Genomic DNA, 15,172 nt, shown 5'->3' on the forward strand with positions numbered 1-15,172 from the left:
CGTTGTCTGGTCGCGGCCGTGGGCAGGACCGTACGTAATCCTTGCCCGGAATGCGGGGGACTGCCCGCCATGTTCATGCCAGGTGCGGATCACCAAGGTGCCGGCGTCCGAAACGTCATGCATTGCTGCCTGCCCGCCGGCAGGTTCTGCCCTCACGTCTTCCGATCGCATCGTCTCCCCACTCTCCGCCGGGACCAGCCCCGTTCAGGTGACGGTTTGACTGCCGGCAACCCGTCCTGCCGGCTGCGGTGCTGCCTGGATTGGCAGGGCACTGAGCCGAACAGCTCCCATCCTGCCCCAGAAGAACCGGTAGCCCGCTGCCTTTAGCAAAGATTCGGACAAACTTGAGCAACACCCCGCCGCAATTGCCGGCGCACGAATTCGGGCCCGGCGGATGGAGAGTGGACTCACCAATACATCAGGGCCGTCTGCCCGGACTCACCTGCCCAGTAGAGCCTCACCCGCACCACATAATGCCGTCCCTGGAAGAGCTTGGCCGAAACGCGCGAGTTGCGGTCCTCGCCGCTGTCGTCATCCCCGGCGACAAAGCGAAGTTCGCCGTCGACGTTCTCGAACAGCACCAGTACGGTATCGGCTGTCCCGAAGGTGGCAATCTCGTAAGTCCGCGAAGCGGAGGGCTCCAGGGCGAAGTCGGCCTGCTCCGCGGGGCTCAGGGACAGCGGGACGGATTTGAACGGGTCGAGCAGGGGGAGTTCGGGTTTGATGGCAGGAAAGAACTTGAGCACCCATTCCTTGTCCGCTTCGGACAGCCCGCCCGGAGGATTCAGGCCTGCCTGGAACCTGGCAGGTTCCTTGATGAGTCCGGCGGGGAACCAGTATTCCATGACAGAATCCGGGTCCCACGAGGAACCTTCAACCTCGCCGGGGTCGATCTTCCGCAGCACATTGTGCAGCGTCTGCTCCGGCGGCCAGTGGTTCGGCGCTCCGCCGAAGTATTCGTAGACCCGCGGCTCGTCCCAGACGATGCCCGCGAACGGGTTCTGGTGCTCGTGCGGCATCCCCAGCGTGTGGCCTATCTCGTGCAACGCCGTTGTCCGGCCGTACTCGTCGGTGAGGTCCCAGCCGAAGTTCATGGTTGGTTCCGTGGCGTTGATTTCCAGGACGTCGCGCCCCACGTAGGACCAGGACCCGTCCCTTTGGTCAAAGGCGATCCTTACCTCGGCCTCGCTTTTGTCCGCCACTTCGGAAAACTCCAGGCCGATGCCCAGTGCTTTCCATTCCTGGAAGGCCTTCCGCACTGCCTCCTTTTGCGGGGCCGGTCCCTGGAAGAACCAGTAGTGGAGCACCGTGCCGTTCACCCATTTCCCCCGCAACCGGCGAATGAGGCGTTCCCTGCCGGGTGCGAGGTCGGGACGGAGCAGGGGACGGCTTTGCGGCTTGGTGTCGCAGTGCGGCCGGACAGTCTCTGTAGTCATGGTGTGCGCTCCTTTGCTGGGGCCGGGACACGCCCGGAGGAACCGCTGCCCCCGGCAACGGACACCGGGACGGTCTGCATCCAGTAGAGCGCGGCACCGTTACTGCCGCATTACTGCTCCGGGGATACCACCGGGGCGCATCCGTGCCGGTAACGCCGTCGTAACGGCGGACGTGCTCAAATGCCCGCAGCCGTGTGGACAATAGGCGCGGCGGAAGCAAACCTTCGGAAAGGGGACAGGACGTGGGCACTCCAGGTGGCGACGGCAGGCTGCCCATCATCTATGTCCGCGGGTTCGCCGGGAACGGAGGTGCCATCAACAGCGCGGTGGACGATCCGTTTTACGGCTTCAGCCAGGGATCAGTCCATGTCCGGTCGGACAGCAGCGGCAGGGCGCAGTTCCACCAGTTCGAATCGCCCATGCTGCGGCTCATCTCGGACCACAAATACGAGGTCCCGGTACACGGAGACCAGTGGGCGTTCCTGCAGGGGGTGGACACCAGGTCCGTCAATCCCGCCTCGGTGTGGATCCACCGGTTCTACGACGACTCCGCGGACACCTTTGACCAGGACCCGGAAAGCTTCTCCTTTGAGACGGCCGCCCGGGACCTGTTCAAGCTCATCAAACTGGTGCTCGACAGGACGGGGGCGCCCAAAGTCTTCCTGGTGGCGCACTCCATGGGCGGGCTGGTCTGCAGGTCTTTGCTGCAGCGTGTCATTCCGGAGGAGCTCGCGAAGACGGACGGAATGATTGATCCCGCGGCCGGCGCAAAGTACGTGGCCAGGGTCTTTACTTATGCCACACCGCATGGCGGCATCAACTTCGCAGTCGGATTCGGACTGCTGGAGCGGATCAGGGACGCCACCGGCATCCACGGCGCTGACATCTTCGGGCCGGACCGCATGTATGACTACCTCACTCCCGCGGCACGACGGCGGACACTGCGGCGCGAGAGCTTCAAAGGCACCGAAATGCCCGACGACGGGTTCCCGGTTTCCGAGCTCTTCTGCCTGATCGGTTCCAACCCCGAGGACTACGACGTCGCCCTTGGACTGTCCTCCCGGGCTGTCGGTCCCCGCAGCGACGGGCTGGTCCAGATCGACAACGCCGCTGTCCGGGGCGCCCCCCTGGCCATTGTCCACCGCAGCCACAGCGGCCGGTACGGCATCGTCAACTCCGAAGAGGGCTACCAGAACCTCCAGCGGTTCCTCTTCGGGGACCTGAAAATCCAGATTGAGCTGGTGGGCTTCACCGTCGGCCGGGACGCGCCGGATGAAGTGGAGTTCCAGCTGGACGTCGGCGTGGCCATCCGCGGGCTGCCAGTGCTGGTCCATGAGCAAAGTGCCGCGCATTTCTGTCCGGTGCAGATCGAGCGCTGGAGGGAAGGCGATCCCATCGATTCACCCAAACCGCTGCTCACCACGTTCCTTTCGTCCCAGGCGCCCCGGCCGCTGGTGGGCGGACGGGTGGTGCCCAGGCTGCGGCACGCGCTGAAGCTGCGGTTGCTGTCCATCGCCGAGAAGCAGGGCCGCCTGTTCTTCGACGACCACATGGAACAGACGGAGGACTGGCAGGACACGCTGGTTGTGGACATCGAACCACCGTCCACCGGGCAACCACTGCCGAAGGCCTGGGCTGCATGGAACAGCACCATTCCCACCGCCCTGCGCGACTGGAACCCGGAGGAGAAGGACCGGCTGCTTGACCGGGACGGGACACCCAACAGGTGGAGCGGCCGCATTGACGTTCCGGACGTGATGAAGCCGCTGCTCGGCGGGAACGCCGGCCTGCAGATCAGCGTGACCCCGCGGGTGCTGCCCCTCTAGGCGGCCGGCTGTCACCAGCGGATGTCGGCAAGGATTTCCAGCGGGGCCCTGTCATCGGCTGCCCGCAGTGACGTCCGGCTGTCATCGCCGCGCAGCGGATCCGCGAAGCGCAGGGAGGTGCGTTCCTCCAGTTCGGCAATGCTGACCTGGAAGGCACGGAATTCGTTCAGGTCCAGGGCTTCGAGGGGATTCAGGTTCTGCGTCAGGAGGAACGCCGCGCTGCGGAACCCGCCCTCCTCCATGTAGGCGAGGATCTTCCAGTATTCGCGCGGCAGCGGTACGCCCCGGTACTCCCGGTCGTTGTCCCGGAAGATGGGGCCGCCGAACGCCGTGGCCTTGAGGTCCTGGACATCAACGTCGGAAAAGACGGCCTCCTCCAGCCGTCCCCAGATGCCGTTCTTGCCGCTTTGGTTGAAGTCGTCCATCTGCGGTGCGATGTTGGTGAAGAAGAACGAGTCATCGTTTGCCTTCTTCGCCTCGGGCAGCGGACCCCAGAGCAGGTCCGCCCGGCGGGCGATGTGCCCGCGGTCCAGGCGGTTGCCGTTGTATAGCTCGTCGCCGTTTTGGAACTCCTCCGGAATCCGGGAGTCCTTGATAAAGGCGCTGCCCTTCCGGCTCAACCTCTTGATGCTGCCGCCGTCGATATTCCAGGCGACCCAGCGGGCAAACCGCCGGGACTTGCTGACGGCCAGGGAGAAGTGGGTGTACGGGATGACGGCTGAACCGTTGAGTTGGACGGTGTCCTCCAGTAGCGCGGCATTGATGGAGGGCGGCTCGAGTTCGTTGCCAAGGAACCCTGGATCGTACCCGCGGCTTTGGACATCCGGCTGCTCACCCATGCCGCGGACTCTAGTTCCAGTGACGTTATCCGGACGTTACAGCGCTCGCCGGGACGGCGGGAGGGCCGTATGCTGAAGCCCTCCGGGCAAGCCCACAGGGAAAGGCGGCCGGGCCGCCACGAGAGGACAGGCCATGACAACAGCGGCCGGCCGGGTGGTCTGCGACATCACCGTCACGGCGGACGGATATTCTGCCGGGCACAACCAAACGGAGCAGCGCCCCTTCGGTGATGACGGCAGCGACGGTTCGGGGGACCGGCTGCACGCATGGATGTTTGAAACTCCGGGCGAGAACCGGGCGGAGATCGAACAGATCGGTGCCGCCAAGGCGTTCATCATGGGCCGCAACATGTTTGGTCCGGTGCGCGGCGAATGGGACCGGCAGTGGAATGGCTGGTGGGGCACCAACCCTCCGTTCCACGCCCCGGTTCACGTTCTCACGCACCATGCCCGCGATCCCCAGCCCATGGAGGGCGGCACCACGTTCCACTTCGTCACGGACGGAATTGAATCTGCGCTGGCGCAGGCGCGCGCGGCGGCCGGCACCGGGAACGTCGCGGTCCAGGGCGGTGCCACCACCGTCAACCAGTACCTCGCAGCGGGGCTGATCGACGAACTGCGCCTGCACATCGCGCCGCTGACGCTGGGTGCGGGCACCAGGCTGTTCGACGGCGTCCCGCCCCTGAAGCTGGAACAGTTGACATCCCGCGGGGCGAGCCAGGTCACCCACGTGACCTACCGGGTGCTGCCGGCACAACCGGGCTGACTCCTGCTACTGCATGACGGCAGCCACGGCGCTAATCTCGACCAGCGCGCCGGGCACGCCCAGCCCGCTGACGAACGCCGCCGTCACCAGGGCAGGTCCTGCCGACGCGAGCTGGGGGGCGATGGCGCCGTAGCCGGCAGCGATATCGGCACCTTCCACGAACAGCACCGTCCATTGCACGACGTCCGCAAGGGTGGCCCCGGCAGCGGCGAGCGCGGTCCGGGCGTTCTCAAGGGCCCGCTCCGACTGGGCGGCCACGTCACCCTCCCCAGTGAGGGCGCCTGCGGCATCGACGGCGTTCTGGCCGCCAACATAGATGGTGGTTGCACCAGGCGGCACGACGGCTACGTGACTGAACGCGGGACTTGAGACGAGGCCCTGGGGCCGGAGACGCTGGATGGATGCCATGGCTGTATGATCCCACCGCGCACCGCCGCTGGCGAGGCTGTTCCGCCAGGCCGCTGCGGGGACGGGAGGAATTATGGGAGTTTGCTCGATCTCCGGCATGGCCGGGCTTACCGTAGAGGGGTGAGTGACCGTCCCGATATTTTCACTGTCGGCGAGCTGCGCGCCGCCGGGCATGTCCACAAGGACCTGCGGCATGAAATCCGTGACAACCTGCTCGCGGCGCTCGCCGCCGGCCGGGACCCATGGCCCGGGTTGTACGGGTTCAGCCGGACCGTCCTGCCCCAGCTGGAGCGGGCCCTGATTGCCGGACACGACGTTGTCCTGCTCGGCGAACGGGGACAGGGCAAGACGCGCCTGCTCCGCACCCTGGCCGGGCTGCTGGACGAATGGTCGCCGGTGATCGAGGAGTCCGAACTCAACGAACACCCGTACCAGCCCATCACGGAGCAGTCGCGCGCCCGGGCGCTTACCGAGGGGGACCGGTTGCGGGTGGCATGGCGTCACCGTTCCGAACGCTACGTGGAGAAGCTGGCGACGCCGGACACCTCGGTCGCCGACCTCATTGGCGACGTCGACCCCATGCGCGTTGCCGAGGGCCGCCGGCTCGGGGACCCGGAGACCATCCACTACGGCCTGGTTCCGCGCTCCAACCGGGGCATCATCGCCATCAACGAACTGCCCGACCTTGCCGAGCGCATCCAGGTGGCCATGCTCAACGTGATGGAGGAACGCGACATCCAGATCCGCGGTTACGTGCTGCGCCTGCCCCTGGACGTGTTGGTGGTCGCCTCCGCCAACCCGGAGGACTACACAAACCGCGGCCGGATCATCACGCCGCTGAAGGACCGCTTCGGCGCCGAGATCCGCACCCATTACCCCATCGAGCTGGAGGACGAGGTGGCCGTCATCCGGCAGGAGGGCCGGCTGGTGGCCGACGTCCCGCCCGTCATCCTGGAGATCCTGGCCCGCTACACCCGGGCCCTGCGGCAGTCTCCGGCCATCAACCAGACGTCCGGAGTGTCTGCCCGGTTCGCCATCGCAGGTGCCGAGACGGTGGCCGCGGCCGCGCTGCGCCGTGCAAGCGTGCGCGGTGAGGAGCATGCAGTGGCCAGGATCATTGACCTGGAACCCGCAGCGGAGGTCCTCACCGGGAAGATCGAATTTGAGTCGGGCGAGGAAGGCCGGGAACAGGGCGTCCTGGACCATCTGCTCCGAACGGCAACAGCCGAAGCCGTGCGGGCCCATTTCCACGGCATCGACATGGGTCCGCTGGTGGCGGCCCTGGACGGCCATACCACCGTGACCACGGGAGACCAGGTCACCGCACGGGAATTCCTCGAGAACCTGCCCTCACTCAACGGATCCGGGCTCTACGACGAAATCAGCGGCCGCCTGGGGGCGGAAAACGACGGCCAGCGGGCTGCCGCCGTCGAACTCGCGCTGGAGGGGCTCTACCTTGCCCGCCGGATCTCCAAGGAGTCCGACGACGAAGCAAGGGTCTACGGCTAGCCACAGGAGGCATCATGGTGCTGCACCACCGGTCCCGGTACGGCAGGTATGCCGGAGGACCGGACCCCCTTGCCCCGCCGGTGGACCTGTCCGAGGCACTGGAGGCGGTGGCCGAGGACGTCATGGCCGGCTACTCGCCCCGGCACGCCCTCCAGGAGTTCCTCCGCCGCGGCGGCCGGAACCGGGACGGGCTGGACGACCTCGCTGCCCGTGTCCAGCAACGCCGGAAGGACCTGCTGGACCGGCACCGGCTGGACGGCACCCTCAACGAGGTGCGCAAGCTGCTGGACACCGCCGTGCTGGAGGAGCGCAAGCAGCTCGCCCGGGACGCCATGATGGACAACACGGACCGTGCCTTCCGTGAAATGCAGCTGCAGAACCTCCCGGCCTACACCGCCGCTGCCGTCAACGAACTAGCCTCCTACGACTGGCAGTCCGGTGCCGCACGCGAAGCGTACGAACGGATCAAGGACCTGCTGGGCCGGGAAGTCCTGGACCAGCGCTTCGCAGGGATGAAGCAGGCGCTCGAGAACGCCACCGACGAGGACCGCGAGGCCGTGAACGGGATGCTGCGCGACCTCAACGGACTGCTGGACAAGCATCGCAGGGGTGAGGACACCGACGCCGACTTCCGGGAGTTCATGGCCCGGCATGGTTCCTTCTTTCCGGAGAATCCGCAGTCGGTCGAGGAGCTGATCGACGCCCTGGCGAAAAGGGCGGCAGCGGCCCAGCGGCTCCTGCAATCCATGTCACCCGAACAGCGTGAAGAGCTGATGCGGCTGTCCGCCCAGGCGTTCGGGTCCGCCGAACTGATGGCACAGCTCGACCAGCTCGATGCCAGCCTGCGGGCCCTCCGGCCGGGGGAGGACTGGCACGGGTCAGAGCGCTTTGAGGGCCAGGAGGGGCTCGGGCTGGGCGACGGCACCGGTGTGCTGCAGGACGTTGCCGAACTCGACAGCCTGGCCGAACAGCTCTCCCAGTCCTACAACGGTTCGCGGCTGGATGATCTGGACCTGGATGCCCTGGCCCGCCAGTTGGGGCAGGACGCCGCCGTGACCGCGCGGACCCTCGCGGAGATCGAGCGGGCGATGCACGACGGCGGCTACCTGCGCCGGGGTGCAGACGGGGACCTCCGGCTGTCCCCGCAGGCAATGCGCAGGCTGGGAAAGTCGCTGCTGCGGGACACAGCGAAGCAGCTGTCCGGCCGGCAGGGCCGTCGGGAAACGCGCGCCGCGGGCGCGGCCGGTGACCAGACCGGCTCCAGCAGGCAGTGGGAGTTCGGTGACGCCGGTCCGTGGGACGTCACCCGCACCATGACCAACGCCATCCGGCGCACGGTTGCCGAGGGCCGGGATCCGGGCCGTGGCTTCCGCCTGGGGGTGGGGGACATCGAGGTGACGGAGACCGAGGCGCGGACGCAGGCCGCAGTCGTCCTGCTGGTGGACGTGTCCTTCTCGATGGCGGCCGAGGGCCGCTGGGTGCCGATGAAGCGCACCGCACTTGCGCTGCACCACCTTGTCTCCACCCGGTTCCACGGTGACCGGCTGCAGCTGGTGACGTTCGGCCGGTACGCGCAGTCCATGGATATAGCCCAGCTCACGGCCCTGCCTGCGTTGCGCGAGCAGGGTACCAACCTCCACCACGGCCTGCTGCTGGCCGGCCGCTTCTTCCGGCGGCACCCGTCCATGCAGCACGTGCTGCTGGTGGTGACCGACGGTGAGCCCACCGCGCATCTGCTGGCCGACGGCGATTCCTGGTTCAACTGGCCGCCGGACAGGGAGACCATCCGCGCCACGGTCACCGAACTCGACCGCCTGGGACGCGCCGGCGTGCAGGCGACGTTCTTCCGCCTCGGCGACGATCCGGGGCTCGAACGGTTCATCCAGCGCCTGGCACGCCGGATCGACGGCCGGGTGGTCGCACCCGACGTCGGCGGGCTGGGGGCCGCCGTGGTGGGCGAGTACCTCCGCGCCCACGTGCGCAGCTACTACGGCGGCTCCGACTGGGATCTTTAGATCCACACCTCGGCAGATCTACCCCTCGGTGCCCAGGCCCGCCTCCGCCAGGAGTTCGGTCAGCCAGGGCCGGTGCCCGCGCCGGAACTGGAGTCCCTCGGGCAGGCCCTGGACGGTGGGCTCGGAACCGACGATGTCGATGGTCATCCTGCCGCCGGCTATGGGCGCGTTGGTGATGTGCAGGTTGCCGTAGGACTCCGGCAGGACCGGGTCCATCCAGAAGCCGCCCCGGGACACGTGGGCGTCGTACCGCATGAGGCTGGTGATCAGCATGATCGGCGTGGTGGCCGCCCAGGCCTGGGGTGAGCAGGCTGTGGGGTACGGCACCGGCTCGGCAACCTGGTCGCGGCTGAATCCGCAAAAGAGTTCCGGCAGCCGGCCGTTCGAGAACTCCGCCGCTTCCAGCAGTGCGGTGGAAATCCGCTGGGCCTCCTCCACGAGGCCGTAGCGCATCAGGCCGGCCGCGATGATCGCGTTGTCGTGCGGCCAGACCGACCCGTTGTGGTAGCTGGCAGGGTTGTAGGCGCCCATGTCCGAGGCAAGGGTCCGGACGCCCCAGCCGCTGAACATCTCGGGGGACATCAGCCGTTCGGCTACCAGGGGGGCTTTGTCGTCGTCGATGATGCCATGCCACAGGCATTGCCCCATGTTCGATGCGCAGGCGTCCACCGGCCGTTTCCGGCCATCCAGGGCGACGGCGTAGTAGCCCCGCTCCGGAAGCCAGAACTCCTCGTTGAACTTCTTCTTCAGCCGTGCCGCTTCCCCCGTGAGCTGCGCCGCCAGGGGCGCGTCCCCGGCGTCGTAGGCCATCCAGGCCCGGGACAGCAGCGCGGAGTAGACCAGCGCCTGGACTTCGCACAGGGCGATGGGCGGCTCGGCCATGGTGCCGTCCGCGAAGTTGATGCCGTCCCAGGAGTCCTTCCAGCCCTGGTTGATCAGCCCCTGGTCGTTGAGCCTGGCGTACTCGACGAACCCGTCGCCGTCCTTGTCCCCGTAGTTCCTGATCCAGTCCAACGCCCGGTCCGCGTTGGGCAGGAGCGAGGCGATGGTGTCTTTCGCGAAGCCCCAGCGGCTGACGGAGCCGAGCGCCATCAGGAACTGGGGTGTGGCATCGACGCTGCCGTAGTAGACCGACTTGCCGCCCAGGGCCAGCCCGCTGGAAACGCCCAGCCTGACTTCATGCAGGATCTTCCCGGGCTCCTCCTCGCTCATCGGATCCACCACTTGGCCCTGGCGGTCCGCCAGCGTCTGCAGCGTGCCAAGAGCAAGGGACGGGTCCACCGCAAGGGCCATTTCCGAGGCCCACAGGGAGTCCCGCCCGAACAGCGTCATGAACCAGGGGGCGCCTGCCGCCACGACGATCCGTTCCGGATGCGCGGGGTCCTCGATCCGCAGGGCACCCAAGTCGTCATAACTGCGCCGCAGGGTCCGTTCGATGGAGCGGTTCGTCATATGGAGCCGGGGAATCTTGGCCACCCATTCCTGGCGCCGGCGGTCGCTCGGCGACATCCCGTGCGCTGCCGGGCGCAGGGGCGGTGCCGCGGGTGCACCGTCGTCCCCGGCCGGGGCGACACTGAGCAGTGTGGTCCACTGGCCGCGCGCCGGAACCGCCGCCGTGAACGTGAGGGCCCTCGCAGTGGCGGTGGCACCGTGTCCGCTGATGAGAACCGTTTTCCGGACATCGTTCCACGAGGAGCTGACTGTCAGGCGCTCGCCCTCCGCGGTGCGGGATTCCTCCCAGCGGCGCTGGACGCGCGCCTCCTTGACCTCGAAAAGGTCGGCGAAGTCCGACTCCACCTCAATGGACACGCTGCATTCCGCCGGGTCGGACGAGTAGTTCCTGATGGTGATTTCCTCGACGATCCCGGCGGCCACCTCCCGGAGTCGCTCCACGATCAGGGGGCTGTCTGCGTAGCCGTCAGACCGGGGGACGCGGCCGATGAAGAGGGCGCGGTAGGGTTCCTTCGTCTCGGCCGTCAGCGGCTCGAGTGACTGACCGTTCACGGTCAGGTTCCAGCGCGACAGGATGCGGGTGTCCTCATGGAAGGTGCCGTGGGGATGCTCGGGATGGATATCCCCGTTGGCGGACGAGATACAAAACGATGAACCCTCAACCAGGGTGATGGTTCCTGCCCCCACAGGTCCCGCAGCTGTGTCCGCATTCCATCCGGCCATGGGATGACGCTACGCCTCGCTCGCCCCGGATAAAAGGGGTTAGCTCTTGAACCTCCACCGGGCCGGGCATACCCTGTCCCCGCACACGAATGCCGATCGGACGGAGGAGGCGGCCATGGGCGGAACACCGGCGGAGACGGCGGCGGCAAGCGTGATGGTGGACCTGATCATCTCCCTGGACGGATATGCCTCTGCCGAGGGGTGGCCCGGCTGGTGGGGGTTGGAGGGGCCGGAGTACCTCGCGTGGCTGGACCAGGAAGCGGAGCAGAACTACACCTTCCTCCTGGGAGCCAACACCTACCGGCTGATGTCGGGCATGTCGGGGGAGGCTGCGGCCGGCGGCTCCGATTTTTCCGCGGAGGAAGGTGCCTCGCTGGCCGGGCTTGCCGCGGTGCCCAAAGTGGTCTTTTCTTCCACGCTGCAGGAGCCGCTCAGCTGGCCGAACTCGGAACTGGTCCGGGGGGACGCGGTTGAGGCGGTCCGGGCAATGAAGCAGTCGGGAAACCGGCCGCTGAGCACGCTGGGCAGCCTCAGCCTCTGCCGGTCGCTGCTGGCGGCGGACCTGGTGGACCGTTTCCGGCTGGTGGTCTTCCCGGTGATCACCGGGCGTACCGGGCGGGAACGCATCTATGACGGCTATCCCGACGTCGCGCTCCAGCTGGTGCAGAGCAGGACCTTCGACGGCCGGCTCCAGCTACTCGAATACGTTCCCACCGTGCTGGACGGCCCGCCGGGCGCCAGCCGGACGTGACAAGGACCGGCGCTCATTCCGCATGGCTGGTGGGGATGTCGTGGAAGGCTGCCCATTCGCTGACATCCCGGCGTTCGATCGCGGCGGCCATCAGCTCGGGGAAGAGATCGGGCGTGCAGGCAAACGCGGGGACACCTATGCCGGCCAGCGCAGCGGCATGGCCGGCGTCGAAGGTCGGATGCCCGTTGTCGCTCAGTGCCAGCAGGGCGATCATTGTGGCCCCCGAGCCCACGATCGAGGCTGCCCGCCGCAGCATCTCCTCGGCTATCCCGCCTTGGTAGAGGTCGCTGATCAGCACCAGGATAGTTTCGTCCGGGCGGGAAATCTGGCCCTGGCAGTAGGCCAATGCCCGGTTGATGTCCGTGCCGCCTCCCAACTGGACGCCGAACAGGACATTCACGGGATCATGCAGCTCGTCCGTCAGGTCGACCACCTCGGTGTCAAACACCACCATCCGGGTGCGGACGGACCGGAGGGAGCTAAGGACGGCCCCGAAGACGCTGGAATACACCACCGACTCCGCCATCGATCCCGACTGGTCAATACAGAGGATGATTTCCCGCTGGATCTCGGTACTCCGCCGCGCGTGGCCCACCAGGCGCTCGGGCACTACCGTGCGGTACGCCGGCTGGTAGTTCTTGAGGTTCGCGGCGATGGTCCGGTTCCAGTCGATGTCCCGGTGCCGCGGCCGCCGGGTCCGGGCGGCCCGGTTCAGCGCCCCGGTGACCGCCTGGACCGTCCGCGCCCGCAGCCGCTCCTCGAGCTGCGCGGTTACCTGGCGCACCACCGCCCGGGCGCTCTCGCGTGAGTGTTCCGGGATGACCCGCCCCAGCCCGAGCAGGGTGCTGACGAGTCCGACGTCGGGCTGCACGGTGCGGAGCATCTCCGGTTCGAGCAGCAACTGCCGCAGGCCCAACCGGTCCATGGCATCGGCCTGCATCACCTGGACCACCGAGGACGGGAAATAGCCGCGGATGTCCCCGAGCCACCGTGCCACACGGGGGCTGGACGCGCCCATGCCTCCACGGCCGCTCCGCTCCGTGTCGTACAGCTGTTCGAGTGCCTGGTCGCGGCGGGCATCGTCGGCGGAAAGACCCACGGCGCTGCCATCGGCGGCTGTTACCCCGTCCGCCTCATGCCCGCCAAGCACCAGGCGCCAGCGGCCAAGCCGCTCGCGTGCGGGTTCTCCAGCCGTCATCCTGTTGTCTCCCATCCCAGGTACCTTGCCATTGTCCGGAGGGCTGGGGCAGCCGCCGCAAAATCCGGCCCGTCGGGTGCGGCGGCTGCCTGGCTGCCGCCTGTCCGGCTGACCTGTTCGCCGATTTCGCGCCGCTCCGGCCTGCTGAACGCCGAAAAGGTCCTGCGCAGGAGCGGCAGGACGTCGTCGAACACTTCCTCGTCCACCCCGCTGATCCAGCCGTCGACGATCGCGAGGAGCCGCGGGTCGTACACCAGGAGGGACGCATCGCCGGAGAGCAGGCCGTCCAGCCATGCGGCGGCAGCGGGCGCCGGGGTGGCCAGCGAAAGGCGGCGGCTCAGGCTGTCCGCCACATGGGCGCCGTCGAGCAGCCCTGCGTCCAGGAGAAGCCGCGTGGCGCGCCCGGCCACGGCGCCATGGATGCGGTCTGAACCCGCGACGGCGGACAGCGCCTGCCGCCAGTCATCGCGCGGCAGGTCGGGCAGGAGCGACAGGCCGTCATTGGCTGCGTCGATGGCGTGGCGCATGGCCGCGGCGGCTTCATCATCCAGGCCGGCGCAGGCGGTGGGCAGGCCCACGCATGCCCGCACCACCGTGGCATCGAGGATCTTCCGGACGCCGCTGACGTCCACGCCACGGACGTTGCCGTACCGGCATGTGCGCGCCAGCGGCCCCACCGTTTCGAGCAGCGGTGCGACGTCCTGCTGGCGGGCAGTGCGCTCGGCGAGCGCCGAAACTACGGTTCCGACCCCGTCGGGGAGATCGGCCAGCAGGCACCGCGACAGCAGTTCACTGAGGTCCGCAAGGCTGTCCGCGTGTGCCGCCTGCTCCGCGGCCGCTGCAGCAGCGGCTGCGGCTACGGTGGTGCCGTGCAGGCCGGCCTCCACCACTGCCACGCTCAGTTCCGGCTTCCAGCAGAGCGTCCACGCCTCCTTGAAGGTGCCGGTGGTGCGCCCGGCTTCCGCGGGGACCCCCCAGTCCACGCCCAGCAGCTGCAGCCGGTGCAGCAGCACGGACCGGGCCAGCTGGTTCGGCTTGCGGAGGTCCAGGACGAGGATTTCCTCAGTGGCGGCCGGCTTCCAGCGCAGGCGGCGCTGGGACGCAGTGAGGTCTGCAGCCAGCGGAAGGGTCGGCACGGTATCCGGCACACTTCCGAGCTTCTGTCCCACCGTGAGCTCGCGGTGCACGATGGACAGTGGCTCCGGCGAGCCGTCGCACAGCACGGCCTGAGCGGCGTCGTCGAGTTCGGCCAGACCGGGGCTGGGCCGGCCCCGCACGGCGGCCAGGGCAGTGGCAAGCCGGCTTGCCTCCACCACCGAAGCGGTGGAGGCGCCAAGGTTTTCCCGGCGCAGGGCGTGGGCCACCCGAACGAGCCACGTGGTGGCCACGTCGGCCCCCCCGTCCCGGACCATCCAGTGGTTGAAAAGGTGCTGGTACCAGCCGGGGGCCGTGACCCCGGCACCGTATCCGCTGCGGAAGCTCAGGCGGTCCGAGGTCCACGGCACCCATGTGGCAGTGACCTTGGCCCTGGGCAATCCGGACAGGAGCTTGTTGTCTGCCGTGGCCGGAGGGAAGTTGTCCGGCACCAGCGCGGGCGCGTGGTAGGCGCCGCACACCACCGCCACGCTTTGATGCCCCTCGCGGATAGCGGCGCGCATCACCCGCCGCATGGCGGCCTCGCGCAGGCTGTTCTCCACCACATCCGGATGCCCCTCGGGCCTTGGATCCCCGGCGCGGATCTCCGCAATGGCATCAGTGATGGCAAGGAACCGGTCAAGGGGTCCGCCGTTTCGGTGCTCAACCGCGTCTTCCCACCACCGTTCGGCATCGCTGTAGCCGGCTGCCTCAGCCAGCATCGCGATCGCGTCCGGCCGGTACGAGCCGTCGGAGCCGCCCGGAGGGCCCTCGGGCACATCCGCGATGCGGCGCGCGAACGTGATGGCCGCCGGGAGGTCCATGGCCCGGACCTGGGCCCCGGTGGACAGGGCCCAGCGGATGGCCACCCATTCCGGGGAGAAGCCGGCCAGCGGGTAGAAGGACGCCAGCCGGGGCTCGTCCTGGGCGTAGATCAGCCCGGCTACGGGCGGCACCATGTCAGGGTCGGCGAGCAGGGGAAGGACCTGGTCAAGTTCCGGGGGACCCTCCACCATGACCAGGCCGGGCCGTAGCTCGGCCAGGGCCTCGGCGACGGACCGGGCGGATCCCGGACCGTGGTGCCGGATTCCCAAGACGTGGACGTCTGTCATCGG

At 68.0% G+C, this 15,172-nt stretch carries 11 protein-coding genes; 5 read left to right on the forward strand and 6 right to left on the reverse strand.

Going from position 1 to position 15,172, the window contains the following annotated elements:
• Window positions 1-407 precede the first annotated feature (407 nt).
• A complete protein-coding gene (locus tag AC5RT3_RS16835; RefSeq protein WP_494124706.1) occupies window positions 408-1,436 on the reverse strand; it encodes a M12 family metallopeptidase in 1,029 nt (342 codons plus the stop codon).
• A 242-nt stretch (window positions 1,437-1,678) separates the two neighbouring features.
• On the opposite strand from AC5RT3_RS16835, the gene AC5RT3_RS16840 reads away from it, so the two are divergent.
• Complete coding sequence (locus AC5RT3_RS16840; protein ID WP_494124707.1) at window positions 1,679-3,262, forward strand: esterase/lipase family protein; 1,584 nt, start codon at window positions 1,679-1,681, stop codon at window positions 3,260-3,262.
• 11 nt (window positions 3,263-3,273) lie between these two features.
• Here the strand turns inward: AC5RT3_RS16840 and AC5RT3_RS16845 are convergent, their stop codons facing one another.
• The gene (locus AC5RT3_RS16845; protein ID WP_494124708.1) at window positions 3,274-4,101 is read right to left on the reverse strand and encodes a DNA/RNA non-specific endonuclease; all 828 of its coding nucleotides are present in this window, start codon (window positions 4,099-4,101) and stop codon (window positions 3,274-3,276) included.
• A gap of 133 nt (window positions 4,102-4,234) precedes the next feature.
• Between AC5RT3_RS16845 and AC5RT3_RS16850 the strand changes: the two genes are divergently transcribed.
• Window positions 4,235-4,867 carry a dihydrofolate reductase family protein gene (locus AC5RT3_RS16850; RefSeq protein WP_494124709.1) on the forward strand — a complete coding sequence of 211 codons (633 nt, stop codon included), beginning with the start codon at window positions 4,235-4,237 and terminating at the stop codon, window positions 4,865-4,867.
• A gap of 6 nt (window positions 4,868-4,873) precedes the next feature.
• Here AC5RT3_RS16850 and AC5RT3_RS16855 read toward each other — a convergent pair whose 3' ends face one another.
• Window positions 4,874-5,275 (reverse strand): RidA family protein, encoded by a 402-nt coding sequence (locus AC5RT3_RS16855; protein ID WP_494124710.1) that lies wholly within the window; start codon window positions 5,273-5,275, stop codon window positions 4,874-4,876.
• Between the two features lie 120 nt (window positions 5,276-5,395).
• On the opposite strand from AC5RT3_RS16855, the gene AC5RT3_RS16860 reads away from it, so the two are divergent.
• Both AC5RT3_RS16860 and AC5RT3_RS16865 read left to right on the forward strand, forming a co-directional pair.
• A complete protein-coding gene (locus AC5RT3_RS16860) occupies window positions 5,396-6,784 on the forward strand; it encodes a sigma 54-interacting transcriptional regulator (protein WP_494124711.1) in 1,389 nt (462 codons plus the stop codon).
• 14 nt (window positions 6,785-6,798) lie between these two features.
• Window positions 6,799-8,799 carry a vWA domain-containing protein gene (locus AC5RT3_RS16865; protein ID WP_494124712.1) on the forward strand — a complete coding sequence of 667 codons (2,001 nt, stop codon included), beginning with the start codon at window positions 6,799-6,801 and terminating at the stop codon, window positions 8,797-8,799.
• Window positions 8,800-8,817: 18 nt separating this feature from the next.
• Here the strand turns inward: AC5RT3_RS16865 and AC5RT3_RS16870 are convergent, their stop codons facing one another.
• Window positions 8,818-10,974, reverse strand: coding sequence for an amylo-alpha-1,6-glucosidase (locus AC5RT3_RS16870; protein ID WP_494124713.1), 2,157 nt, complete (start codon window positions 10,972-10,974; stop codon window positions 8,818-8,820).
• 115 nt (window positions 10,975-11,089) lie between these two features.
• On the opposite strand from AC5RT3_RS16870, the gene AC5RT3_RS16875 reads away from it, so the two are divergent.
• Entirely contained in the window at window positions 11,090-11,725 is a 636-nt protein-coding gene (locus tag AC5RT3_RS16875) for a dihydrofolate reductase family protein (protein WP_494052229.1), read from the forward strand.
• Between the two features lie 13 nt (window positions 11,726-11,738).
• Here AC5RT3_RS16875 and AC5RT3_RS16880 read toward each other — a convergent pair whose 3' ends face one another.
• On the reverse strand, window positions 11,739-12,938 hold the full coding sequence (locus AC5RT3_RS16880; RefSeq protein WP_494124714.1) for a VWA domain-containing protein: 1,200 nt from the start codon (window positions 12,936-12,938) through the stop codon (window positions 11,739-11,741).
• Window positions 12,920-15,169 (reverse strand): DUF5682 family protein, encoded by a 2,250-nt coding sequence (locus AC5RT3_RS16885; protein ID WP_494124715.1) that lies wholly within the window; start codon window positions 15,167-15,169, stop codon window positions 12,920-12,922. Before AC5RT3_RS16885 ends, AC5RT3_RS16880 begins: the two co-directional genes overlap by 19 nt.
• Window positions 15,170-15,172 lie beyond the last annotated feature (3 nt).

The sequence above is a fragment of the Arthrobacter sp. Y3221159 genome (assembly GCF_059089885.1).

Bases quoted from the DNA above. Each gene is read 5' to 3' on its own strand.
- AC5RT3_RS16835 (WP_494124706.1), bottom strand. From the start codon at position 1,436: ATGACTACAGAGACTGTCCGGCCGCACTGCGACACCAAGCCGCAAAGC.
- AC5RT3_RS16845 (WP_494124708.1), bottom strand. From the start codon at position 4,101: ATGGGTGAGCAGCCGGATGTCCAAAGCCGCGGGTACGATCCAGGGTTC.
- AC5RT3_RS16850 (WP_494124709.1), top strand. From the start codon at position 4,235: ATGACAACAGCGGCCGGCCGGGTGGTCTGCGACATCACCGTCACGGCG.
- AC5RT3_RS16855 (WP_494124710.1), bottom strand. From the start codon at position 5,275: ATGGCATCCATCCAGCGTCTCCGGCCCCAGGGCCTCGTCTCAAGTCCC.
- AC5RT3_RS16865 (WP_494124712.1), top strand. From the start codon at position 6,799: ATGGTGCTGCACCACCGGTCCCGGTACGGCAGGTATGCCGGAGGACCG.
- AC5RT3_RS16870 (WP_494124713.1), bottom strand. From the start codon at position 10,974: ATGGCCGGATGGAATGCGGACACAGCTGCGGGACCTGTGGGGGCAGGA.
- AC5RT3_RS16875 (WP_494052229.1), top strand. From the start codon at position 11,090: ATGGGCGGAACACCGGCGGAGACGGCGGCGGCAAGCGTGATGGTGGAC.
- AC5RT3_RS16880 (WP_494124714.1), bottom strand. From the start codon at position 12,938: ATGGGAGACAACAGGATGACGGCTGGAGAACCCGCACGCGAGCGGCTT.
- AC5RT3_RS16885 (WP_494124715.1), bottom strand. From the start codon at position 15,169: ATGACAGACGTCCACGTCTTGGGAATCCGGCACCACGGTCCGGGATCC.